This is a genomic window from Candidatus Solincola tengchongensis, assembly GCF_015711935.1.
Taxonomy (GTDB): Bacteria; Actinomycetota; Geothermincolia; order Geothermincolales; family RBG-13-55-18; genus Solincola_A; species Solincola_A tengchongensis.
The window spans coordinates 71712-91986 of sequence record NZ_JACVJJ010000108.1 but is presented as its reverse complement, the minus strand read 5'-3'; the positions used below and the strand labels follow the sequence as shown (position 1 = coordinate 91986).

Sequence of the window (20275 nt, the reverse complement as noted above, 5' to 3'; positions counted from 1 at the left end):
TCAGCCCTCACCCCCCTCCTGAAGCGCTTTCCACATCCGGAGGGCCATGTTCACCCCATTGGTTATGCCCTTGGAGGTGAAGGTGGCCCCCGTCCAGGCATCCACGTCCACCTTGAGGGTGAGGGGTTCGGGACCTTTGCCCCTGAACTTCTCCAGGTACTCCTTGGAGTCCAGGGCCACCGCTCCCAGCCCCGGGGTCTCCTCGTTGGTCACCGCCTTGATGCCCGTGACCCTCCCCTCCACGTCCACACCGACGGCCAGGGTGATGAAGTTGTAGCCCTTGCTCTTGAGCACGAAGGCGTAACCGGCTCGCCGCCCGTCCGCGTCGAGGCCCTCGAAGACGGTAATGAGGTCCGGGAAACGAGGCTGCAGGAGAGCCGTCAGCTCTTCGCTCTCCTGGGGCTGCGCGTCGATGGATGAGAGCACCACATCCGCCGCCTTGGCCCGCCTCTTGGCCTCCTCCAGGGCGATGCGGTCCTTCACCAGGGTGTAGGTCAGGCCCAGCCCCGCCGCCGCCACCGCGCAGACCAGGAAGAGGCGCAGGCCCAGGTTGAGGATGTGGCGCATCATGGCCCGCCCGCCTCCTTGGCCCGTGGGACCTTACCGTAGGTGCGGGGCATGATATAGCGGTCGATTATGGGCACCAGCCCGTTCATGAAGAGGATGGCGAACATCACGCCCTCCGGGTTGTTGGACCAGAAACGCAAGAGCCAGGTCACCAGCCCCAGTCCCAGGGCATAGACGACCTTCCCGCGCGGGGCCAGGGGGCTGGTGGCGTAGTCGGTGGCCATGAAGAAGGCCCCCAGGAGCAATCCGCCGGCCAGGGTGTAGAAGAGGGGGTCCCTGCCGGTGAGGGCGGTGAGCACGGCCACCGTCCCCAAGTAGATCACCGGGATCCGCCAGTCGATGACGCGGGTGGCCACCAGGTAGACCCCTCCGAGGATGAGGAGGAGGGCCGATACCTCGCCCAGGCACCCCCAGGGATTGGCCAGGAGCAGCGGCTTATAGTATGAGGAGGCCTGGATCCCCCGAGGCACCCCGGATGGGCCGACGGGGCTCAGCGACGGGTCGTAGACGATCTTCATGGCCGCCAGGGGAGTGGCCCCGCCGGCCACGTCCACCGCCTTCTCGATGGCCCGGTGCGCCGCGGTGCCGGCGATACCGATGGAAGCCGACTTGACGTATCCCGCCGTCATGTAAGCCGCCCAGGACACGAAGGCCACCGCCCTTCCGACCAGGGCGGGGTTGAAGAGATTGTGGCCCAGGCCGCCGAAGACCTGTTTTCCCAGCACCGTGGCCACCATGCCCGCCACCACGGCTATCCACCAGGGAACCCGGGGCGGGAGGGTGAGGGCCAGGAGCAGGCCGGTAAGCAGGGCGCTGCAGTCGTCAATGGTCACCGGGAGGCGCCTGGCCTTCTGCACTCCCAGCTCTCCCAGCATGGCCCCGGCGATGGAGGGGGCAATAACGTAGAGGGCGTGTATGCCGTGGATGACCAGCGAGTACAGGGTCACCGGGGCAAGGGCCGCGATGACCTGGCACATGATCTTCCGGGTGGTTATGGGGTCTCGGATGTGGGGGGAGGTGGAGACGATGAACCTAGAGGTCTCCATCGCGACCTCCCTGCTCCATCGCCTCTTCCCTTTCCCGGGCCCGCTGCTCCTGTAGTGTCTTCAAGCGGGCCAGCTCCGCCTTGCCCACCTTTATCAATTGAACGATGGGGTTGCGCGTGGGACAGGTGTAGGTACAGCACCCGCACTCTATGCAGTCGTTTATGTTCAGCCTCCTCACCTGATCCCACTTTTCGCGGTGGGAGAAGGCCGCCAGGTAGGTAGGGATCAGGTTCATGGGGCAGACCTCCACGCACCGGCCGCAGCGTATGCACACCGGCTCCCGGGGGACCTCGTATGCCGCCTCCCGGTCCGAGAGGGCCAGGATTCCGGAGGTCCCCTTGACCACCGGGACCTCCAGGGTATACTGGGCCAGCCCCATCATGGGTCCGCCCATGATAACTTTGGCCGGACTGGCGGAGAAGCCCCCACAGGCCTCCACGGCGGCGGCGAAACTGCTTCCCAGCGGGACCAGGAGGTTGGAGGGTTCCCGTATCACCGATCCGGTCACCGTGACCACCCTCTCCACCAGTGGGAGGCCGGTACGGAAATACTGCGCTATGGCCCTTGCCGTCCCCACGTTGTTCACCACCACCCCCACGTGCATGGGCAGCCCTCCGGAGGGGACCTCCCTTCCCAAGAGGTTGGTGATGAGCACCTTTTCCGCTCCCTGCGGGTAACGGGTCTTGAGGGTGCGGAGTTCTATGGAAGGGTCACGGACCACTTCCGCCAGTTTTTTGACCGCCAGGGGCTTGTTGTCCTCCACGGCGATGATGGCCCGATGCGCTCCCACGGCACTCATGATGATCCTCAACCCCTCCACCACGTCCTCGGGGTGCTCGAGCATCAGGCGGTAGTCGGCGGTTAGGAAGGGCTCGCATTCCGCGCCGTTGAGTATCACCGTGTGGATGGGGAATTCCTTGGGCGGTGCGAGTTTCACGTGGGTGGGGAAGGCCGCTCCTCCCAGGCCCACCATCCCCGCCGCGCGCACCGCGCGTCGGATCTCGTCGGGCTCCATGTCCCGCCATTCCAGCGGGCGCAGGGAGGGGTCGCGCTCGTAAAGGCCGTCGTTCTCAATGGTCACCGCTGGAGATTCGCCTCCCGCCGGATGGGGATGGGGGGCTATGCCGCGTACGGTCCCGGAGACGCTGGAATGCACGGGGGCGGAGACGAAGGCCTCGGAATCCCCGATCAGCGTCCCCACCAGCACCCGGTCTCCTCTTTTTACCCTCGGGGAGCATGGCGCCCCGACGTGCTGGCGGAGGGGGATGGTTACCAGCTCAGGGGCTTCCATGCGGACGATGGGTTTGTCGGCGGTGAGGTGTTTGCTCTCCGGAGGGTGGACACCGCCCTTAACCCTCTTTCCCCGCCTGGTCCTTATGCCTACCGTGATTCCCATCGAGTCTCCATGTCCAAGGGAAAGACAGCCAGCCTAAGCGGAATAAAACCGTATTGTAATTTATATCCCCGCCTGAGATTGTGTCCAGCTTTTTTTCGAAATTTCCAAAAAATTTTTTAAAGGTTCCGAAATCTAGGTAAAGTCCTGCGACCCTGCACCCCCTTTATGGCGGAGGGTCGAGTGGACGGAAGCGCGAGGCATTGGATTTCGGATCCCCGGATGGGAGCGGTTCCCGCCTAACGCTCAAAGGGAGCTGGGGCTTCGGGCCTTGCGGGGTGATTCTCCCCATGCCCTCATGGACTCTTGTCCCCCCTCCTTCGGGTGGGTTGGAGCGCGCCCGGATCCCGTCCCCCGGACTGTCCTTGCATTCCTTTCCCGGAGACCGCTCGGGCATCCCGACCCGTCGGTTCGTCTCCGACGCGCTCCGGCTCCGCCTTCCGTGATGGAGTTCCCTGGGGTTGGGTCCGCCCGCGACCGGCCGTATACTGTTCGTATGGAATGCAGGGCTCTGGTCACCGGCCGCGAAGGAGAGACTGTCCGGGTGCGGGTATCCGGGAGTGACTGCGCCGAGTGCGGGGGATGCGGCATATTTTCCCGGCGCGGCGGGGAGGACGTGGAGTTCACGGTCCTCGAGCACGGGGCGGCACGGGAGGGAGATGTGGTGTTGTTGGAGATACCCGGGCGCGCCGTGCTCGCCTCTTTCTTTATAGCCTTCGGGCTGCCCCTTTTGGCCATGGCCGCCACATATCTCGTCCTCAGCCTCATCCTCCTCGCACTGGCCGGGGTTGGCCACCAGGGCGCGGCAGTGGCCGCCGCCGTGGTCACCGGAGGGCTTTCCTTCTGGTGGAGCGCGAGGCTGGTGGGAAGGAAGTCGGTGCGTCCACGGGTCGTCGCAGTGCTCGGAAAGGGAGTGGACGGTGCGGGAGGGGACACGGGGGATAATCAAAAAGACCCGCGCCCAGTGGGAATACCGGAGGCGCTGCGAGGCCCGCGCTCCGGGTAGGGCCCCGGTAGCCTATTGGGTTGCCTCCTCCAGCTCGGCGAGGAACATCTCCACCGCCTCGCGGTCTCCGGGATAGGAGCTGATGGTCAACCGGACTCCTGCGGGTTCTTCTCCCTCCCGCAAGGTGAGCATGCCGTCGATCTTCCCCCTCAAGCGGGCACCACAGGTCCGCGCTCCCTCCGGACCCACGTTGGGAAGGAGCACCACCAGGCGGTTCTCGACCCTGGCCACCTCGTCCACGGCGCGGGTGTCGGGCTTGAGCACGTTGACCGCCACGTCCCGTAGTATCCTTCTTTCCCTGCTCCTCATCCGGGATATGAGGGCGGGATCGAAGGAGAAGATCACCAGCGAGAAGGGCTTGCCGTACCTCTCGTGCTCCAGGACGCGCCGCTCGATCTCCCTGCGGAGGAACCGGGCGTTGCCCACCTGGGTCTCGTCATCCACCAGGTCCTGTTCCTCCATCTTCACGAAGAAGTAACGAAACTGGATGCGTATGTACAGGCAGAGGATCGCCAGGATGCCGTAGACCAGGAATTTGGCCCCGATCAGCTGGGCGAGCACATGGGCCTGGAACTCCCCCCTCCACGCCAGGCGGGAGACGGCGTAAATGGCCAGGCTGACGAGGAAGGAGAGGGCGGCGCCGCGCTTACCACCATAGAGGCTGGCCACCACGACGGCCAGCATCAGGCAATGGCCCAAGATCTCCACGGCGTCCGTCTTCTGCACCGCCATCCCCACGGCCATGGCCGCCACGGCCAGGCCCATCACCAGGAGCACCATGCGCTCGAATTTGGCGTACCTCATCTTCCGTCCTTTCTCCCCAAGATCACAGGCCCTGGTGGTAGGGACACGAGACCGTTCCGGTGAGGGGGTCGTATATGTATTCCTGCCCGGACTTCGGGCAGCGGAAATCGGGATCCTCCTCCAGATATTCGGGTATCAGGTCCTGGAGGGAGGGTGGCCAGGCATTGTTCTCGGCTTCGTAAACGATGATGGCCTCCCTTATGCTCTTGAGGTTGGCACGGCAGACTGTCTCCTTGGTGCGGTCCAGGGAGAAGGAATAGGAGACGAAGGCGATACCCAGGAGTATGCCGATGATCAGAAGGACCATCATCATCTCCACGACGGTGAAACCATCTTCTTCGCCGGGGCGCCGGTTTCTCATCGTTCACCATCCCGCGTTCAACATAATTCTCGGTGGGGGTGAGGTAATCCTTGAACGGCTCCGGGATTGCCATCCTTCGTTTTCCCTTCGATCGGGCAGCCTCCGGTGAAACCTGGGCCGCCTCCGGTGAACGGGGGGCGAGGCCCCCCTAAAAACCCTTTGTCGCGGGGCTGGTCGCTATTCCTCGGTGGGGGTGAGGTAATCCTTGAACGGCTCCGGGATTGCCATCCTTCGTTTTCCCTTCGATCGGGCAGCCTCCGGTGAAACCTGGGCCGCCTCCGGTGAACGGGGGGCGAGGCCCCCCTAAAAACCCTTTGTCGCGGGGCTGGTCGCTTGCCTCTTTTCAGTTTGGGGAAACTATTGAGGAAAACGACATGCTCTCGAGGAGTTTGATGACCGAGCGGTCGGCGAGGGGCCCGAAAGAACCTGCTTTGGCCGCGCGGGGCCGGCGGACATGATTTCCGTCTCGTGGGGGAATAATTCGGAGAGAGGGCTTGCAGCCCCTTCGGATGTCCTTCGTTGTCGGGGAAAAGGAAGAGTGCGGGAGTTCTCCATTTAGTGGAAAATGTTTGGGGGAGGAGGCTGCGAGTCCCGGATGGAATCGAATGAAGGGGATCCGGGAGGCCGGAGTCCGGCTATGGAAACGCCGCGAAGAGAAGGCGTGGATGGCGGGTGGATCGGCAGTGGCGTCCGGTCGGCGGACGGTCCGGACTCTCCGGAGGGAGGGTATGCTGCGGCGAGAAGGGGGAACTGGAAGGATATGCCATACAACACGTTGTCCCGGGAGGATGCGGGAATGGGTCCCGCATGGAGGCCGAAGAGCCCGACGGCAGGCGTCCTCTTCCTCGAAGAGGGAATCGTGTTCCCGGTGGGAGGGACCATGATCCTCGTCGCTTCATATCTCTATCCCTACATGCGGGAATGGTTGGAACGCATATCCCCGGGATGCCTTTTTCATCGCCTTACCGGGCTGCCCTGCCTGCTGTGCGGGATGACGCGCAGCTTCGCCGCCACCTCCCATGGAAAGCTGGCGGAGGCCTTCCGTTGGCACTTTCTGGGACCGCCCCTGTATTTCCTGGTCCTCGGGGTTACACTGGGGTCTTTGCTGGAACGGGCGCTGGGACGGCGCGTTCTGCCCAGGCCGGACGAGGAGGCCAGGAGACGTTTGGCAAGGGCGGGGCTGGCCCTCCTGGTGGCGGCCTGGGCGGCGAGGCTTGTGATCTTCGGCGTGAACGTGTGAGCGGCCTGTGGGCCGGGAGGAGGAAGGAGGTAAGCATGGAAGGGACTCCTTATGCGGCGCAACCCGGAAACCCCCTCGAGTACCACGTGGGAGCCCGGGTGAGCACGGATTTCATCACCGATCCCGGGACCGCCGTCCTTCTCTCCGTCGTCACCTGCGGCATCTACGGCCTGTACATCGCCTACAAGCTGGTGCAGAGGAGGGACGAGCACTTCCGGCGCATGGCCGGGGTGGCGGATGCCGCGGTGGCCGCCCTGAGAGCGAAGGCCCAGGCGCAGGGAAGGGAGGAACTAATCGCGCCGGAGCTCTCCCAGCTGGAGCAGGTACGCATGCAGATGGCCACCATGGCCACGGAACGCGGGGCCGCCATCTGGCTTCTCATCTGCATGTTCACGGGCATAGGCTACCTGATACTCTACTACCTGCTCATGCAGGATTACGTGCAGCATGACGTTCTGGAGGCTCAGTTCTTCACCCTGATGAGCGGGGCGCTGGCCAAGCTGGGGCTGGCCACGGAGGCCGGACAGGCGGCGCCCTCCGTGCCCCAGAGAGATTTCGCCACCTTCCTCATCCTCACTCTCGTCACCTGTGGCATCTACGGCCTTTACTGGATGTACGTGATGATCAAGGATTTCAACGACCACTTCATGGCCCAGGTTCCCTGGGAGGATTTCCTGGTACAGGCCCTGCGTTGAGCGTCGGTCCCTTATCCCTCAAGCCGGGAGCCACAGGGAGAGGGCCACAACCGCCGCCACCGCCGAGAGGGCGAGTAGGTCGGAGCGGCGGAAGCGCATCGCCCGGTAACGGGTGCGGTCGGCCTCCCCCCTGTATCCGCGTGCCGCCAGAGCGGCGCCCAGTTCCTCCGCGTCTCTGAAGCAGGCGGAAAAGAGGGGAACCAGTAGGGGAACGAGGTTCAGCATCCTCCTCACGGGATTGCGGCTGGAGAAGTCGGCCCCCCGCGCCTCCTGGGCCAGGGCAATGTCGCCGGCGCGCCCTAGGAGGAGGGGGAGGAAGCGGAAGGCCGCGGTGAGGATCATGGCCATGTCGCGGACCGGAAGGCCCAGCACCCGCAGTGGGGCGGCCAGGGACTCCAGGCCGGAGAGCATCTCCACCGGTCCGGTGGTCATGGTGAGAATGCTCAGGAGCAGGACGGCCAGGGCCAGCCTCAGGGAGTAGAGCGCGCCGTTCTCCAGGCCGGTGTTGGTGATGACCAGGGGTCCCCATCTCCATATCTCCCTGCCGGGAGAGAACAGGAGCTGGGCGAGTCCGGTGATCAGGAGGAGCAAGGCCACCGAGCGCAGCGAGGAGAGGGTCTGTCCCGGGGGGAGCTTGGCCAGGTAGATCGCGGTCAGGGAGAAGACGAGGAGGAGGACCACCCCTCCCGGCCGGCGGACCAGGAAGGCGCCTACCAGAAGGGCCAAGGTACAGGCCAGCTTGGTCCTGGGGTCGAGACGGTGCACGGGGGAGGGTAGGGGGTAATACTGCCCGATGCGAATGCGGCGCAGACCCTTCAACCCGCACACCCCCTCATGAGGATGTCCACCTTCTCCGCCGCTTCCCTTGCGTCGTCGGCGTAGGGAGGGAGGGAGGGGTACCTTGCCCGCAGGCGGTGGAGGAGTTCCACCCGCGGCGGGGGTTCCAGGCCGGCGCGGAGAAGCCCCTCCCGGTCCCCCAGGACCTTCTTCTTCTCACCTTCCAGGAGGAGTCGCCCCTCGAAGAGCACAGCGGCGCGATCCGCCAGGAGATCCACCTCCTCCCATTCGTGGGTGACGAAGAGGATGCCCGTGCCATTGCCGCGCAGGTCCCTAAGGAGGGAGGCAAGCTTTTCCCGGCCCTCCCCGTCCAGACCGGAGAAGGGTTCGTCGAGGAGGAGGAACCGGGGTTCCCGAACCAGCACCCCGGCAAGGGCCACGCGGCGCATCTCGCCCCGGCTGAGAGCGAATGGCGAGAGCGGAGAGTATAGAGAGGGCTCCATCCCCACGGACCTCAGGCTTTCCGCCGTCTTCTCCCTGACCTCGCGGGGGGAGAGGGCGGCACGGCGCAGCCCGAAAGCCACGTCCGCTTCCACCGTGTCCGCGAAGAGCTGGTCTTCCGGGGATTGGAGGAGCAATCCGACCCGTTCCCTCAGCGGCGCATGGGCGGTCTGTGTCCCGCCGCAGGGCTTCCCGTCGAGGAGGAGAGTGCCCCTCTGGGGAGGGAGCAGCCCTGCCGCCACCAGGAGGAGGGTGGATTTGCCGCAACCGCTGGGCCCCAGAAGGGAGAGTATCTCGCCCTCCCGGATCTCCAGGTCCACTCCGCGGAGCACCTCCCTGGCGATGGGGGTGCCGGGATGGTAGGTGAAATGGACGTCCCTCAAAGCGAGACCCATAATCCCTCCAGTATCTCGTCCACGTTGCGAGGGTATTCGGGGAGCCCCCATCCCTTCCTGCGCAATTCTCGGGACAGGGCCAGGACTTCCGGTTCCCGGGCCGTGATGCGGGACAGGAGTTCGGGCCGGGAGAGGAAGAGAGCGGGCGGTCCGTCGAAGGTCACCCTTCCGCCTTCCAGGAGCAGCAGGCGGTCGGCGAGCAGGAATTCGTCCGGCCGGTGGGTGACGTGCAGGAGAGTGACCTTGTGCTCCTCCCGCCACCTCCGGAGGAGGTCCAGGAACTCCGCCCGGCCCGCGGGGTCCAGCATGGAGGTGGACTCGTCGGAGATGACGATGCGGGGGCGCATGGCCAGCACTCCGGCCAGGGCCACCCTCTTCTTCTCCCCCATGGAGAGCAGATGCGGCTGGCGGTCGCGGAGGTGGAGGATGCCGGCAAGAAGCAGGGCTTCCTCCACTCGCCGGGCCGCCTCTTCACGGGGAAGCCCCAGGTTCTCGGGCCCGAAGGCCACGTCCTCCTCCACCGTGGAGCCCACTATCTGGTGGTCGGGATCCTGAAGGATCATGCCCACCCGGCGGCGTATCTCCGCCAGATCGCCGGGGACTGAGGTGTCCAGCCCGAAGACGAGCACCCTTCCTCGCCCGGGCAGCAGGAGCCCGTTCACCAGGCGGCAGAGAGTGGATTTGCCGGAGCCGTTGAGCCCGGTGAGGGCCACGAACTCACCCTCGTCCACCCGCAGGTCGACGTCGACCAGAGCTGGCCGGTCCTCCCTCCCGGGGAAGCATATGGTAACTCCTTCCAGGAGGATGGCCGACTCCTTCCCACCTCCTGGTCCCGCCCCGTTTTCATCCGGGGTCCGTTCATCACGGAGGGCATCCGGGATGGCGGTTCGGCCTCCATACGGGGCCTCTCCGCCGCGTGCCCTGCTCCCGCGGTGGGGTGGGGAGAGGGCGTGGGGCGAGAACTGGGGAGGAAGGGATAAGAGCAGCCTGCGGGCCAGGACGCCGATCAGGAAGCCGGTGGGCAGGGCCAGGAGGAGGAGGAAGGGGAGGTAATGCACGAGTCCCGGAAAGCCAACCAGCCACACGGCCACCCCAAGCTGGGCGGCGTTGTGGGAGACGGCGCCGGCGACGCTCAATCCGGTGAGGGTTACGGCTGGGGGCCTGGCAGCGTATATGGCCATCATCACCAGGGTGGCCGTGGTCCCGGCGGCCAGGCTTATGGTCAGGCCCACGAAGCTTCCGCGCAGAAGCCCGCCCAGGAGGCAGCGCAGGATGTTGACGACCAATGCCTCCCAGGGCCCCAGGATGAAGAGGGCTATCAGCGTGGCCAGGTTGGCCAGACCCAGCTTGGCTCCCGGCAAGGGAAGGACGGGAGGGATCATCCCTTCCAATATCTGGAGCACAAGGCCCAGGGCCACGAGGAGTCCCAAGCGGCTGACCAGATAGGCCCGCCGGTCGGAGGACGGTATTCTGGGGAGGGGCCTCGGTTCAGCGGTTGACGACATCGGGGCTCCCTTCGCCGCTCACCACCTCTACGACCACCCGGTTGGGAAGGCAGACTATGCTCTCCCCGGGGCGGGATATCCACCCCGTGCGCACGCAGAGCTTGTCCGGGCAAGCGGAGTCCACCATCCGGACCCTTCCGCCCTCGATCTCCAGGAAGCTCTTCCCCTGGTACCCGTCCACGGACAAAGAGCGGTGTCCCTGCGGAAGGTCCAACTCCGCCACCTGCCGGCCGTCGGCCAGGATGCGCACCTTGAGGCTTGACCCTCCCGCTCGGCTGACGCCGTTCAGGATGAGGAAGACGCTCAGGACCCCCACGGCCAGGACCAGGAAGACGTCGCCCGGGGCCCACCAGCGTTTCAGCGAGGCGGCCCACCGCCCGGATCGTATGGTGCCGTTCAACGTTCCGTCCTCCTAGTCATCCCACCGGCGTATGCTCATCCTCCATTCTACAACCGGGGACGCGGCTTCCGGTTGTTATGCCCCAGGGCCGCGCATATAATCTTTCCTATGGACGTCAAGGAAGCCAACCTGGTCTTTCACGACGAGACCAGCCGGGAATACGACCGCAAGTGGGCCATCCGCTTCGACGACGACATGGCCCGCTTCGTGCTCTCCAAGTTCGAACTGGGCCTGGGAGGGCCCTTCCCCCGCGGCGTAAAGGTGATGGAGATCGGGTGCGGCACGGGGTACGCCATGCTCAACCTGGGGCTGGCCGGGGTCCTCGACGAGGCCTGGGGATGCGACATATCCCGGGGGATGCTGGACGTCTGCCGCGAGAACGCGGAGCGCCTGGGTATCAAGGTCCACCTCCAGCAGGCGGACGCGGAGAAGCTTCCCTACGAGGATGAGTCCTTCGATCTGGTCATCGGGCATGCCGTGCTCCATCACCTCCCCGACCTCAGGGCTTCCCTGCGGGAGGTGCACCGCGTCCTCAGGCCGGGAGGCAAATGCGTGGTGGCTGGGGAACCCACGGTGGCCGGCCATCGGCTGGCCCGGGTGGCCAAGGACCTGGCCTCGTTCGGGATAAGGTGGTATGCAAGGCTGGGCGGCCGGCTGGGGAAGAGGAGGGTGGAGCTTCGCCGTTATGACGCGGAGGGGTCCCCGGAGAACCACGAGCTCCAGGAGCTGGAGTTCATGGTGGACATACACAACTTCCGCCCCCGCGAGCTCTGTGCCCTGGCCCGCGAGGTGGGCTTCCGCGATGTGCGTTACGAGTGCGAGGAGCTGTGCTCCAGCTTCATCGGCTGGATGATACGCACCGTGGAAGGGAGCGTCAGCGAGGAGAACATCACCGACCGCTGGAGGTGGGGGGCTTACAACACCTACAAGAGGGCCCGGGCCCTGGACCGCGTGCTCTACCGCTACCTGCCTCGCGACTGGTTCTACAACCTCATCCTGTGCCTGGAGAAGTGACGGGAAGGGGGGCCGCCTTGGGAGGCTGCAGCCGTGAGGCCCTGGAGGCCATGCAGGAGGTGGAGAAGGCACAGGGGATGGAGGCCGCCGGCCGCCCCCGGGGCTTGAGGTGGCTGGGCAGTACCGTCCGGTTCGTCGTTTCCAGGCGCATGTACACCCCGCGCTACTGGGTCTTCCTCTATCGCTTCCTGCGCTTCAAGGTCCTGCACCCCCGGGTGAAGACGGAAGGTTTCGTCTTCCTGCCCCGGCGTTATGAGGTGGTGCTCAAGAAGGGAGGCCGCATAAGGATCGGGCGCTGGGTGTGGATAGGCCGGAACAACGCCATCCGCTGCCACGAGGGTGAGCTGTACATCGGGGACAACACCATCTTCGGGACGGACAATACGGTGAACTGCTACGCCGGGGTGTACATCGGGCCGGAATGCCTCTTCGCCGACTCGGTGTACATAGTGGATTTCGACCACAACTACTGGGACCCGGTGATCTCCATCCGCTCCCAGGGCATCACCAAGAAGCCCATCCGCCTGGAGGGAGACATCTGGGTGGGGGAGAAGGTGACCATACTGCGGGGGGTGACCGTGGGGAGGGGCTCGGTCATCGGGGCCATGAGCCTGGTGAACCGCGACGTGCCCCCCTACGCCGTGGTGGGAGGCGTGCCGGCGAGGGTCATCGGCTGGAGGCCCCGGCCCGTGGCTCTTGCGGCGGAGGAGGGAGATGGTGGGGACGCTTCCGGCGTGGAGGGGTACGGGGAAAGTGCCGGTGATACACCCGAAGACCGGGGGTGAAGCAGACACGGCGCTCGGACCGGTTCATCCTGCAAACGGTTTTATGTCGCCCCTGGTGAGCGAATCGGGAATTGCCGGCATGCTGGGGTCGGAAACCGCTCCTCCCTTTCTAAGAGAGAGGGGGACCATCGAGATCTGTTGCGTGGCTGACTTTTCCCGAAGGGAGGCTCTCGCGCAGCGTTCTTTGCCCAGGGGTCGTGGCCTAGCGGGATGGCGGAGCTGCATTCCGAGTGAGATCCAGGCACCCGCTGGTGAAAAGGAAGACATTTGCAGGTTCTCGATTGGGCTCGGAGGCGTGAGGATGCGGCGTTCGAAAGACGTGCCCCGCCCTCCGGTAAATGAAATGGTAATTTATTACAGTGAGCTTTGACCGGTCACCGGGAGCGGGAGGTATGACGAGGGAGGATGGCCGTCCGGAACTTAGGCGTGACCCCCTTATCGGAGGTTGGACCATCGTGGCTCCCGGGCGTTCCCGCCGTCCCGGAGGGGGGACGGGAGCAAGGACGGTAAAGGGCCCCTGCCCCTTCTGTCCGGGGAACGAGCGCCTGACGCCCCCGGAGGTATGGGCGGAGGGGGAGAAAGGCCGCCGCAGGGACGGCCCCGGGTGGGAGATCCGGGTGTTCCCCAACCTCTACCCGGCGCTGGCGGAAGCCCCATCCGCGGTGGGAAAGGTCGGTAGGAGAACGCTTCCGGCAAACGGGTACCACGAGGTCATCGTCCATTCTCCCCACCACGACCTCGCTCTGGCCCGCATGGATCCGGAACCTGCGTTCCGTCTCATGCGCGCCTACCGTCTCCGCTACCGCGAGCTCTGCCGGCGCCCCGGGGTAAGGCAGGTCCTCATCATCCTCAATCACGGGCGGGAGGCGGGAGCCTCCCTGGAGCACCCGCACACCCAGGTGTTCGCCCTCCCCTTGGTCCCTGGGGCGGTGCGTGAGGAACTGCGACGCTTAAGGAGGGCGGGCTCCCGCGGCTGCCCGCTGTGCGCGGCGGTGGAGGAGGCCCGCCGGGAGGGAAGGACGGTGCTGGAGAACGGGTCCTTCGCCGCCCTGGCTCCCTTCTCCGCCCGCCAGCCTTACGAGACCTGGTTCGTGCCCCTCCGCCACCGGGAGGACTTCTCCAGGGCCGGGGAAAAAGAGTTGCGGGGATTGGCGGACATCCTCCGCCGCACGCTCCGGGGATTGAATGAACTCCTCGACGACCCGCCCTACAACCTGTGGCTGCACTCGGCTCCCTGCGGCGAGGAGCATCCCTATTACCACTGGCACCTGGAACTGATCCCTAGGCTTGCGGTGACCGCCGGTTTCGAGATGGCCTCCGGTATGTTCATCAACCCGGTGCCGCCCGAGGAGGCCGCCCGGCGGCTGGCCGAGGCCGTGGGCTGAGCCCTACCCGCGGGGAAGCACGGCCGCCTCTCGGTGGTGATCCACGTAGTGCCGGAGGGAGAGGCAGGCGGAGGTGGGTGTGAGGTAGGCCGGTATGCCCGCCTGGTACAGCCTGGCCGCCTGGGGCTGGACGAGTGCACTGGGGAAGAGCACCACCACCAGCGGTTTGGAGAGGCTCGGCTTTGCCTCCAGCACCTCGTCGGTTATGGCCCGGATCAGCCCGATGTCCCCCTCCCGAGAGGCGGGGGCGCTCCCCACGGCCAGGATGATGTCCACGCCGGGGTCCCGGTCCAGAAGCTCCAGCGCCCGCCGGTAGTTGCCGGGCACCACGGCTCCGAAACCCAGGTCCACGGGGTTGGATAAGCTGGTCCCCTCCGGGGGGAGGAAAGAGGCCAGCGCCTCGCGCGTCCGTGGGGATATACGCGCCATGGATAGTCCCGCCCACTCCACCGCATCGGCGGAGTTAACCGCCAGGCCTCCGGGGGCGCTGACCACCGCCACCCGGTCGCCCCCGCAGGGCGGGAGGTGGAGGAGAGCGGAGGAGAAGTCCAGCATCTGAGCCAGGTCGTCGGCTAGCACCATCCCTGCCTGGCGGGCCGCCCCCCGGAAGACCTCGGCATTCCCCGCTAGGGCGGCGGTGTGGCTGGCCGCCGCCCGTTCCCCGGAGAGGGTGAGGCCGCCCTTGATGGCCACCAGCGGTTTTTTACCTCGCATGCGCCTGGCCGTTTCCAGAAAGCGCCGGGCGTCGCGCACCTGCTCCAGGTAGGCCAGGACGATCTCCACAGCCGGATCCTCAGCCATGTACTCCAGGAAATCGGCGCAATTGAGGTCCAGCTCGTTGCCGCTGGAGACTATCTTGTCGAAGAGGATGCCCCTCTCCATCCCGGTGAGGAAGCTGATGCTGGAGATGGAGCCGCTCTGGGAGATCATTCCCGCACGTCCCGGCACCGGGAACATCCCGGCGAAGAGGGCCACCTTTCCCCGCGCGGAGTAGATCCCCATGCAGTTGGGGCCCACCACCCGGAGGTCGCTTCCCCGTAAGGCCTCGCGGACCTCCTCCTCCAATCGGCGGCCCTCCGGGCGTCCGGTTTCGGAGAACCCGGCGGTGTTGATCACGCAGCCTCCCACCCCGGCCGCCGCGCATTCCCGCACCAGCCCGGGCACGGCGGCGGGCGGAACGCTGAGGACCACCAGATCGGGCACGCGGGGCAGGGAGGTGATGTCGGGGTAGCATCTCATCCCCAATATCTCGTCATGGCGGGGGTTGACCGGGAAGAGGTCTCCCTCGAACCCCATGTCCAGGAAGGAGCGCAGAAGGAGGGTGCCGGGACTGTCGCGCCGTTCGGAGACCCCCACGACGGCCGCCGCGCGGGGATGGAAGATGCGGTCCAGGCTTTCCTTCAGTCGCCGGTCCATGGCCCCGGCCGCCGCTTCCGCCGACTAGCCGCCTTGGACGCGTTCCTCGGGGAGGGGAGGGCAGACGTGCAAGACGCGCGGCCGGTATTCGTACTCCCTTATGGAACGCTCGTACACCTCCACGGTCTGCCTGGCGATACGTCCCCAGTTGTACTTCTCGCCGATGAACCTGCGGGCGTCGCTGGTTAGCCTGCGGGCCAGTTCCTCGTCCTTGAGCACCCGTATCATGGCCTGAGCCAACGATTCCGGGTTGCCGGGCTTGAAGCACAGGCCCGTCTCCTCGTGGACCACGATCTCCTTGAGGCCCCCGGTATCGGCCACGATGACCGGGCACCCGGCCACCATGGCCTCCAGGACCACCATGCCGAAGGGTTCGTAGAGGCTGGGAACCACGGTGAGGTCGGCGCATTTATAGAACTTGGCCAGCACATCGGAGTCCACGAACCCCAGGAGCTTTATCTTCTCGCCGAGGCCCAGCTCCTCGATCATGGCCTGGAGGGCGCGGGCGTGCGGCCCCGTACCCGCCACCAGGAAGCGCAGGTCCGGCACTTCCCGGAGTACCATGGGCATGGCCTCGATGACCGTCTGGACGCCCTTCTCGTAGACCAGCCGGCCCACGAAGAAGACCATGCGGCGGTCGGGGTGTATGAACTGGTGGAAGATGCGCTCCCGGTCCGGGTTGACGTTGAAGATCTCGTATTCTATGCCGTTGGGGATGACCGTGACCTTGTCCGGGGGCAGCTCGAAGATGCGCACCACCTCGTCGCGCATGTAGTTGCTGCAGCAGATGGTGCGCACGCTCTCGAAGGTCAGCCACCATTCTATCTGGTGGATTATCCTCTGCATGGGGCCGGGAAGGTTTCCCTGGTGGCGCCCGTACTCTGTGGCGTGGATGGTGGCCACCAGTGGGATGCGGTAGGCGTGCTTGAGGGCTATGGAGGCGTGGGCCACCAGCCAATCGTGGGCATGAAGTATGTGCACCTTGCCGATCCTCTCGTTGATCAGCGGCACGGCCCTCTCCAGGAGGGCCACGTTGAACTGCAGGGTCCAGGAGACCCAGTCGTCCTGCGGTATCTCGGGTGGATAGAGGGGGACGCGGTAGATCTTCACCCCCTCCGCCTCCTCGTAGTCCGGCGCCCCGGGCGAGTCCTTGGTCACCACGTGGACGTTGATCCCCAAGCGGGCGAGGTTCACCGCCAGTTGGTGGACGTGGGTTCCCAGGCCGCCGATGATGCGTGGTGGATATTCCCAGCTGAGGATCAGGACTTTCATCTCCCCTACCTTCTCATATGAGCGACGCCTCCCTCCCCCGGGAGCCGCCCGCCGCCTTTTCCACCCGCCCTTCTGGAAGGGCGAAAATATTTTATTCGCTCTCATGGGCGTTGGCAATAAAGCCTATGATTGGGTAATTATGGTAATTCAATCCGGATCGCGTCGGGTTTCCGCGGCGATCCTCCCGTTGGGAGGAGCGAACTCGGATCGGCGGGCATCTTGCGTGAGGGAATGGCCTATCCCCTGCAAGGGATTCGGCGGCGGGAAGGGGGGAACCGGGGATGCCTCGAGGAAAACCACCTCATCGTCCGCCGGTGCGGCCCGGCATCCTTGTTGGAAGAAGTTGGCATATAAGTCGGCTTCGTGGCTCTTGAGCCTCCTCTGCCTCCGATGCGACCGGCTGCCTCAGTTCGGAAGGCGGAAGAGGTTCGCGGGACTCCCGGAAGACGGTGATTCGGCCACGGCCGCGCGGGGACAACGTCTATTCGCCCTGGCGGTGTCCGGGAAGATGTTCCAGGTGTCTTGCCCAATATCGTATGTCCAGCCATGAAAAGGGGTTGTCCGTCTCCTCCATGAGGGCCAGCGCCTCCTCCTCCACACCGCGTTCGAGCATGGCCATGCAGTGCCGGAAGCGCTCGGCATGGGCCGCGAAGCGCTCCCTGGCGTATTCGGCCGCCGTGTCCCGGGTGACCATATAGGACCAGTCGCTGGCCTCCAGAAGCAGGAGCTCACGCCCCGCCTGCAGGAGGGCCCTCGTCGCGGCCTCGTCACGCTCACCGCCGCAGCGGGAGAGGAAGGCCTCTTCGGAGCCACGGGTGACCTCCCAGATGTCCCGCGTGCCCTGATTCTCCCAGGTGTTGAACGTGCCGTCCACGTTCCAGGCGGTGCGGGCGGGCGAGAGCACGGGAAGGGAATCCGGTTCCAGCGTCGCCGCCACCCGGCCCGGGAGCTCGCATTCCGGGCCCAGGATGTCCAGCACCTCCCGCAGCCATATGGGTCCCTCGCGCCACCAGTGGCCGAAGAGCTCGGCATCGTAGGCGGCCAGGAGGACGGCCTCCTCACCGGGTTCCCGGCCCGGGAGCCGGTCCCACCTTTCCCGCATGCGGGCCGCGAAGTGTTCGGCATCCGCGCGCGCCCGGGCCCGCGCCGCCTCGGGGTCGTAGAGCTCCTTGTCCTCCAGGGGGAGGGAGGGCGAGGTTATCCTCCAGTATTGGAAGCCGTGCCCCTGGTAGTCCCTCTTAACGTATTCCCGGTATTCCCCGTGAGAGGGGTATCCGTCCGGCTCCCACACCAGGCGGTGAGAGAGCTCGTCGCGCAGGAAAGCGGCCAGGGGGGTCCCCCCCAGCCGGCAGGCCCTCCAGGTGGGAAGGGACAGCGGCGCGGTGTCCGGGGCGGTGTGATCCAGGACCACGTATCGCAGGGGCGGGGAGAACCTCCCCAGCACCCGGTCCAGCTGAGGGGTATAGGAGCACTCCGGAAGCCAGAAGCCCACCGGGTCCCGGCCGAAGCTGCGCCGGTAGCATTCCAGCCCGATCTCCACCTGGGCCGCCCGGCAGGCGTCGGCGGAGAGGAGGGGAAGGTGGGCGTGGGTCGCCGAGCTGGCCAGCACCTCCAGCACGCCGGCCTCCATTCCCCGGCGGAGAGCGGAGAGCATGCCATCCCCGTACTTCTCCTCGAGGAGGGAGAGCAGCCCCTCCAGCTCACGGGCATAGAGGGAGGCCAGGCGGGAGCGCCCCTCCTCTCCCAGGGAGCGCAGCCGCACCACCTCCTCCTCGGCCTGGCGCCGGCGGTTCCTCAGGTAGGCGGCGAAACGCTCCCGGAGGTAGGCGTCCTCCAGCTGCTCGGCGAGTATGGGGGTCATGGTCAGAGCCAGCTTTCCGCGGCGCCTGCCCTCCGCCATCTCTCCGATGAGCTCCCAGAGGGGCAGGTAGCATTCCGCCCAGGCCTCCAGAATCCACTGCTCGCCCACCGGCCAGTCTCCGTTGCGTCGCACGTAGGGCATGTGGGAGTGCAGGAGGATGGTGAAGGCACGTCTTTCCATCTATGGCATTTCCTTCCATCCCAGCCCTATGAAGTCCAGGGCTTCCTCCAGGGGCCGGTCGCGCACCGCAAAGTCCCTGGTGCTGAGGAGGGGGAGGAACAGGGGGCGGTAGAAGTACCTCTCCAGGCACTGGGGGAACTCCAGGCACCACTGCGAGAAGTTGCGGCCGCTCAGACGGTCGTGCAGTCGGAGCAGCCGGGCGTGGAAGACGCCCTTCACCTCCGAGCGGGTGAAGTGGCGGCGCATGAAGTCGCAGAACTCGCGGTGGTCGTATTCCCGTATGTGAAAGGGGTTCAGCGGTGTCTCACGGCCCGGCGAGATGATCAGGCGGTTGGGGGTGGTGATGACGCACAGGCCGCCCGGTCTGAGCACTCGGCGCGCTTCCTGCATGAATCTGTCCGGGTGGTGGAGGTGCTCCACCACCTGGAGGGAACATACCAGGTCGAACGAGCAGTCCTCCAGGCCCAGGTCGTAGATGTCCCGGTAGAGGAACCTGAGGTTGGGTCGCCGGTAGGTGCGCCGGGCGTGGTACACGGCCTCCGGGGCGAGGTCCACCCCCACCGCTTCCCGGGCCGAGGAGGCCAGGAGGTCCGTCCCGTAACCCTCACCGCACCCCAGGTCCAGGACGCGCCTGCCGGCGGCGTAGGGGAGGAGAAAGCGGTAGGCCGCCAGGTGGCGCTGGAACCAGTAATTCTCCTCCCTCACCCCGGGGAGGGTGCGTTCCCCGGTCAGGGCCAGGGGAGGGTAATGGTCCTGGGGAAGGTCCGAGGTGTCCACTTCTTCGTCCATGGTGCATATTCTGGCACCGTATGCTCCTCTTTGCCAAGCCAATCGTCCCGAGGGCCTCAGAGGCCCCGGCAACGAAGTCGCGTGAGGTGGATGAGCAGGCACTGTCGGCGGCTCTTTCCTGGGCCTCGTCGCGGGCCCCCTCCTCGCCAGGCCTCATAAAAGGGGGAGAGGCATGGAGAGGGTGGACAGGGCCCCGCCGACGAGGATGATGCCCGCGACGACCAGGTAATAGTTGCCGAAGCCGAACCCGAGCCCCAGGCAGAGGAGGCCCGCGGCCATCCCCATGCCCAGGTAGCGAAGACGCTTCTTCCTCATTTCACCAGGTCCAGGACCTTCTTGAACTCCTCCCCGTCCGCCCGGCAGGTAACCTCGTAGATGAGGGCCTCGGAGGTGGTGACCGTGGCCCCGGCGTCGCGCATCCTCGAAAGCGCGGCGTAGTGGTCCTCAGGCCGGCGGGTGCCCACCGCGTCGGACACCACCTGGACCAGGTAGCCGCGGTGCAGGGCGTCGAGGACCGTCTGGCACACGCATATGTGGGTCTCGATGCCGCAGACCAGCAGACGCTTCCGGCCGGAGCCCTTCACGGCCTCCTCGAACTCGGGGACCCCAAAACAGCTGAAGACGCGCTTCAGGATGGGCCGGTATTCGCTCAGCTCGCGATTGACCTCCTCCACCGTGTATCCCAGCCCTTGGGGATAATGCTCGGTGAGGATCACCGGCAGGGAGAATATGGAAGCGAACTTGAGCAGCCGGACGATGTTCCCGACCACTTCCTCGCGGTTGTGGATCATGCGCACCAGTTTCTCCTGGGGGTCGATGACCAGGAGCAGGCTGTCTGCTGCGTTGGCCAGGTCCGGGTGTCTTTCCATGTCTCGATCTCCTT

General features: G+C 65.8%; 21 protein-coding genes. 6 read left to right on the top strand and 15 right to left on the bottom strand.

Annotation, left to right across the window (positions count from 1 at the left end):
- From H7007_RS11515 to rsxC, 3 genes are read right to left on the bottom strand one after another with little or no spacing between them, the layout of a single operon-like run.
- Nucleotides 1-570 carry an RnfABCDGE type electron transport complex subunit G gene (locus tag H7007_RS11515; protein WP_287155436.1) on the bottom strand — a complete coding sequence of 190 codons (570 nt, stop codon included), beginning with the start codon at nt 568-570 and terminating at the stop codon, nt 1-3.
- Complete coding sequence (locus tag H7007_RS11510) at nt 567-1613, bottom strand: RnfABCDGE type electron transport complex subunit D (protein WP_287155434.1); 1047 nt, start codon at nt 1611-1613, stop codon at nt 567-569. The genes H7007_RS11515 and H7007_RS11510 overlap by 4 nt, the downstream gene beginning before the upstream one ends.
- Entirely contained in the window at nt 1600-3009 is a 1410-nt protein-coding gene (gene rsxC / locus H7007_RS11505; protein ID WP_287155433.1) for an electron transport complex subunit RsxC, read from the bottom strand. Before rsxC ends, H7007_RS11510 begins: the two co-directional genes overlap by 14 nt.
- A 295-nt stretch (nt 3010-3304) precedes the next feature.
- On the opposite strand from rsxC, the gene H7007_RS11500 reads away from it, so the two are divergent.
- A complete protein-coding gene (locus H7007_RS11500) occupies nt 3305-4012 on the top strand; it encodes a SoxR reducing system RseC family protein (RefSeq protein WP_350340651.1) in 708 nt (235 codons plus the stop codon).
- 12 nt (nt 4013-4024) lie between these two features.
- On the opposite strand, the gene H7007_RS11495 is transcribed toward H7007_RS11500, so the two are convergent.
- Both H7007_RS11495 and H7007_RS11490 read right to left on the bottom strand, forming a co-directional pair.
- Nucleotides 4025-4816, bottom strand: a complete 792-nt coding sequence (locus H7007_RS11495) for a GGDEF domain-containing protein (protein WP_287155431.1) — start codon at nt 4814-4816, stop codon at nt 4025-4027.
- Nucleotides 4817-4838: 22 nt separating this feature from the next.
- Nucleotides 4839-5177, bottom strand: a complete 339-nt coding sequence (locus tag H7007_RS11490; protein ID WP_287155430.1) for a prepilin-type N-terminal cleavage/methylation domain-containing protein — start codon at nt 5175-5177, stop codon at nt 4839-4841.
- 796 nt (nt 5178-5973) lie between these two features.
- Here H7007_RS11490 and H7007_RS11485 point away from each other — a divergent pair.
- The gene (locus H7007_RS11485) at nt 5974-6417 is read left to right on the top strand and encodes a DUF2752 domain-containing protein (RefSeq protein ID WP_287155429.1); all 444 of its coding nucleotides are present in this window, start codon (nt 5974-5976) and stop codon (nt 6415-6417) included.
- Between the two features lie 35 nt (nt 6418-6452).
- Nucleotides 6453-7112, top strand: coding sequence for a DUF4234 domain-containing protein (locus tag H7007_RS11480; protein ID WP_287155428.1), 660 nt, complete (start codon nt 6453-6455; stop codon nt 7110-7112).
- 18 nt (nt 7113-7130) lie between these two features.
- On the opposite strand, the gene H7007_RS11475 is transcribed toward H7007_RS11480, so the two are convergent.
- Genes H7007_RS11475 through H7007_RS11460 form a run of 4 tightly spaced genes read right to left on the bottom strand, consistent with a single transcriptional unit; the run spans nt 7131 to nt 10690 of the window.
- Nucleotides 7131-7931 (bottom strand): energy-coupling factor transporter transmembrane component T family protein, encoded by an 801-nt coding sequence (locus H7007_RS11475; protein ID WP_287155427.1) that lies wholly within the window; start codon nt 7929-7931, stop codon nt 7131-7133.
- On the bottom strand, nt 7928-8785 hold the full coding sequence (locus H7007_RS11470; protein ID WP_287155426.1) for an energy-coupling factor ABC transporter ATP-binding protein: 858 nt from the start codon (nt 8783-8785) through the stop codon (nt 7928-7930). The genes H7007_RS11475 and H7007_RS11470 overlap by 4 nt, the downstream gene beginning before the upstream one ends.
- Nucleotides 8770-10290, bottom strand: a complete 1521-nt coding sequence (locus tag H7007_RS11465) for a Gx transporter family protein (RefSeq protein ID WP_287155425.1) — start codon at nt 10288-10290, stop codon at nt 8770-8772. Before H7007_RS11465 ends, H7007_RS11470 begins: the two co-directional genes overlap by 16 nt.
- A complete protein-coding gene (locus H7007_RS11460) occupies nt 10274-10690 on the bottom strand; it encodes a NusG domain II-containing protein (protein WP_287155424.1) in 417 nt (138 codons plus the stop codon). The genes H7007_RS11465 and H7007_RS11460 overlap by 17 nt, the downstream gene beginning before the upstream one ends.
- A 108-nt stretch (nt 10691-10798) precedes the next feature.
- Between H7007_RS11460 and H7007_RS11455 the strand changes: the two genes are divergently transcribed.
- The 3 genes from H7007_RS11455 to H7007_RS11445 all read left to right on the top strand — a co-directional run bounded on the left by H7007_RS11455 (nt 10799) and on the right by H7007_RS11445 (nt 13874).
- Nucleotides 10799-11704 carry a class I SAM-dependent methyltransferase gene (locus H7007_RS11455; RefSeq protein WP_287155423.1) on the top strand — a complete coding sequence of 302 codons (906 nt, stop codon included), beginning with the start codon at nt 10799-10801 and terminating at the stop codon, nt 11702-11704.
- 17 nt (nt 11705-11721) lie between these two features.
- Entirely contained in the window at nt 11722-12489 is a 768-nt protein-coding gene (locus H7007_RS11450; RefSeq protein WP_287155422.1) for an acyltransferase, read from the top strand.
- A 392-nt stretch (nt 12490-12881) separates the two neighbouring features.
- Nucleotides 12882-13874 carry a galactose-1-phosphate uridylyltransferase gene (locus H7007_RS11445; RefSeq protein WP_287155421.1) on the top strand — a complete coding sequence of 331 codons (993 nt, stop codon included), beginning with the start codon at nt 12882-12884 and terminating at the stop codon, nt 13872-13874.
- Nucleotides 13875-13877: 3 nt separating this feature from the next.
- Here the strand turns inward: H7007_RS11445 and H7007_RS11440 are convergent, their stop codons facing one another.
- The 6 genes from H7007_RS11440 to H7007_RS11415 form a co-directional block, all read right to left on the bottom strand.
- Nucleotides 13878-15290 carry an acetate--CoA ligase family protein gene (locus H7007_RS11440; RefSeq protein WP_287155420.1) on the bottom strand — a complete coding sequence of 471 codons (1413 nt, stop codon included), beginning with the start codon at nt 15288-15290 and terminating at the stop codon, nt 13878-13880.
- A 24-nt stretch (nt 15291-15314) separates the two neighbouring features.
- Nucleotides 15315-16562, bottom strand: a complete 1248-nt coding sequence (locus H7007_RS11435; protein ID WP_287155419.1) for a glycosyltransferase family 4 protein — start codon at nt 16560-16562, stop codon at nt 15315-15317.
- Nucleotides 16563-17043: 481 nt separating this feature from the next.
- Nucleotides 17044-18603, bottom strand: coding sequence for a 1,4-alpha-glucan branching protein domain-containing protein (locus tag H7007_RS11430; protein ID WP_287155417.1), 1560 nt, complete (start codon nt 18601-18603; stop codon nt 17044-17046).
- The gene (locus tag H7007_RS11425) at nt 18604-19392 is read right to left on the bottom strand and encodes a class I SAM-dependent methyltransferase (RefSeq protein WP_287155416.1); all 789 of its coding nucleotides are present in this window, start codon (nt 19390-19392) and stop codon (nt 18604-18606) included.
- Between the two features lie 153 nt (nt 19393-19545).
- Nucleotides 19546-19707 carry a hypothetical protein gene (locus tag H7007_RS11420; RefSeq protein WP_287155415.1) on the bottom strand — a complete coding sequence of 54 codons (162 nt, stop codon included), beginning with the start codon at nt 19705-19707 and terminating at the stop codon, nt 19546-19548.
- Nucleotides 19704-20261 carry a hydrolase gene (locus H7007_RS11415; protein WP_287155414.1) on the bottom strand — a complete coding sequence of 186 codons (558 nt, stop codon included), beginning with the start codon at nt 20259-20261 and terminating at the stop codon, nt 19704-19706. Before H7007_RS11415 ends, H7007_RS11420 begins: the two co-directional genes overlap by 4 nt.
- Between the last annotated feature and the right edge of the window lie 14 nt (nt 20262-20275).

What these genes read in the sequence shown, in the direction of transcription:
- H7007_RS11470 (WP_287155426.1), bottom strand. Translation starts at nt 8,785, where the DNA reads ATGGGTCTCGCTTTGAGGGACGTCCATTTCACCTACCATCCCGGCACC.
- H7007_RS11445 (WP_287155421.1), top strand. Translation starts at nt 12,882, where the DNA reads ATGACGAGGGAGGATGGCCGTCCGGAACTTAGGCGTGACCCCCTTATC.
- H7007_RS11420 (WP_287155415.1), bottom strand. Translation starts at nt 19,707, where the DNA reads ATGAGGAAGAAGCGTCTTCGCTACCTGGGCATGGGGATGGCCGCGGGC.
- H7007_RS11500 (WP_350340651.1), top strand. Translation starts at nt 3,305, where the DNA reads ATGGACTCTTGTCCCCCCTCCTTCGGGTGGGTTGGAGCGCGCCCGGAT.
- H7007_RS11485 (WP_287155429.1), top strand. Translation starts at nt 5,974, where the DNA reads ATGGGTCCCGCATGGAGGCCGAAGAGCCCGACGGCAGGCGTCCTCTTC.
- H7007_RS11490 (WP_287155430.1), bottom strand. Translation starts at nt 5,177, where the DNA reads ATGAGAAACCGGCGCCCCGGCGAAGAAGATGGTTTCACCGTCGTGGAG.
- H7007_RS11495 (WP_287155431.1), bottom strand. Translation starts at nt 4,816, where the DNA reads ATGAGGTACGCCAAATTCGAGCGCATGGTGCTCCTGGTGATGGGCCTG.
- H7007_RS11515 (WP_287155436.1), bottom strand. Translation starts at nt 570, where the DNA reads ATGATGCGCCACATCCTCAACCTGGGCCTGCGCCTCTTCCTGGTCTGC.
- rsxC (WP_287155433.1), bottom strand. Translation starts at nt 3,009, where the DNA reads ATGGGAATCACGGTAGGCATAAGGACCAGGCGGGGAAAGAGGGTTAAG.
- H7007_RS11465 (WP_287155425.1), bottom strand. Translation starts at nt 10,290, where the DNA reads ATGTCGTCAACCGCTGAACCGAGGCCCCTCCCCAGAATACCGTCCTCC.
- H7007_RS11510 (WP_287155434.1), bottom strand. Translation starts at nt 1,613, where the DNA reads ATGGAGACCTCTAGGTTCATCGTCTCCACCTCCCCCCACATCCGAGAC.
- H7007_RS11440 (WP_287155420.1), bottom strand. Translation starts at nt 15,290, where the DNA reads ATGGACCGGCGACTGAAGGAAAGCCTGGACCGCATCTTCCATCCCCGC.
- H7007_RS11415 (WP_287155414.1), bottom strand. Translation starts at nt 20,261, where the DNA reads ATGGAAAGACACCCGGACCTGGCCAACGCAGCAGACAGCCTGCTCCTG.
- H7007_RS11435 (WP_287155419.1), bottom strand. Translation starts at nt 16,562, where the DNA reads ATGAAAGTCCTGATCCTCAGCTGGGAATATCCACCACGCATCATCGGC.
- H7007_RS11455 (WP_287155423.1), top strand. Translation starts at nt 10,799, where the DNA reads ATGGACGTCAAGGAAGCCAACCTGGTCTTTCACGACGAGACCAGCCGG.
- H7007_RS11480 (WP_287155428.1), top strand. Translation starts at nt 6,453, where the DNA reads ATGGAAGGGACTCCTTATGCGGCGCAACCCGGAAACCCCCTCGAGTAC.
- H7007_RS11425 (WP_287155416.1), bottom strand. Translation starts at nt 19,392, where the DNA reads ATGGACGAAGAAGTGGACACCTCGGACCTTCCCCAGGACCATTACCCT.
- H7007_RS11430 (WP_287155417.1), bottom strand. Translation starts at nt 18,603, where the DNA reads ATGGAAAGACGTGCCTTCACCATCCTCCTGCACTCCCACATGCCCTAC.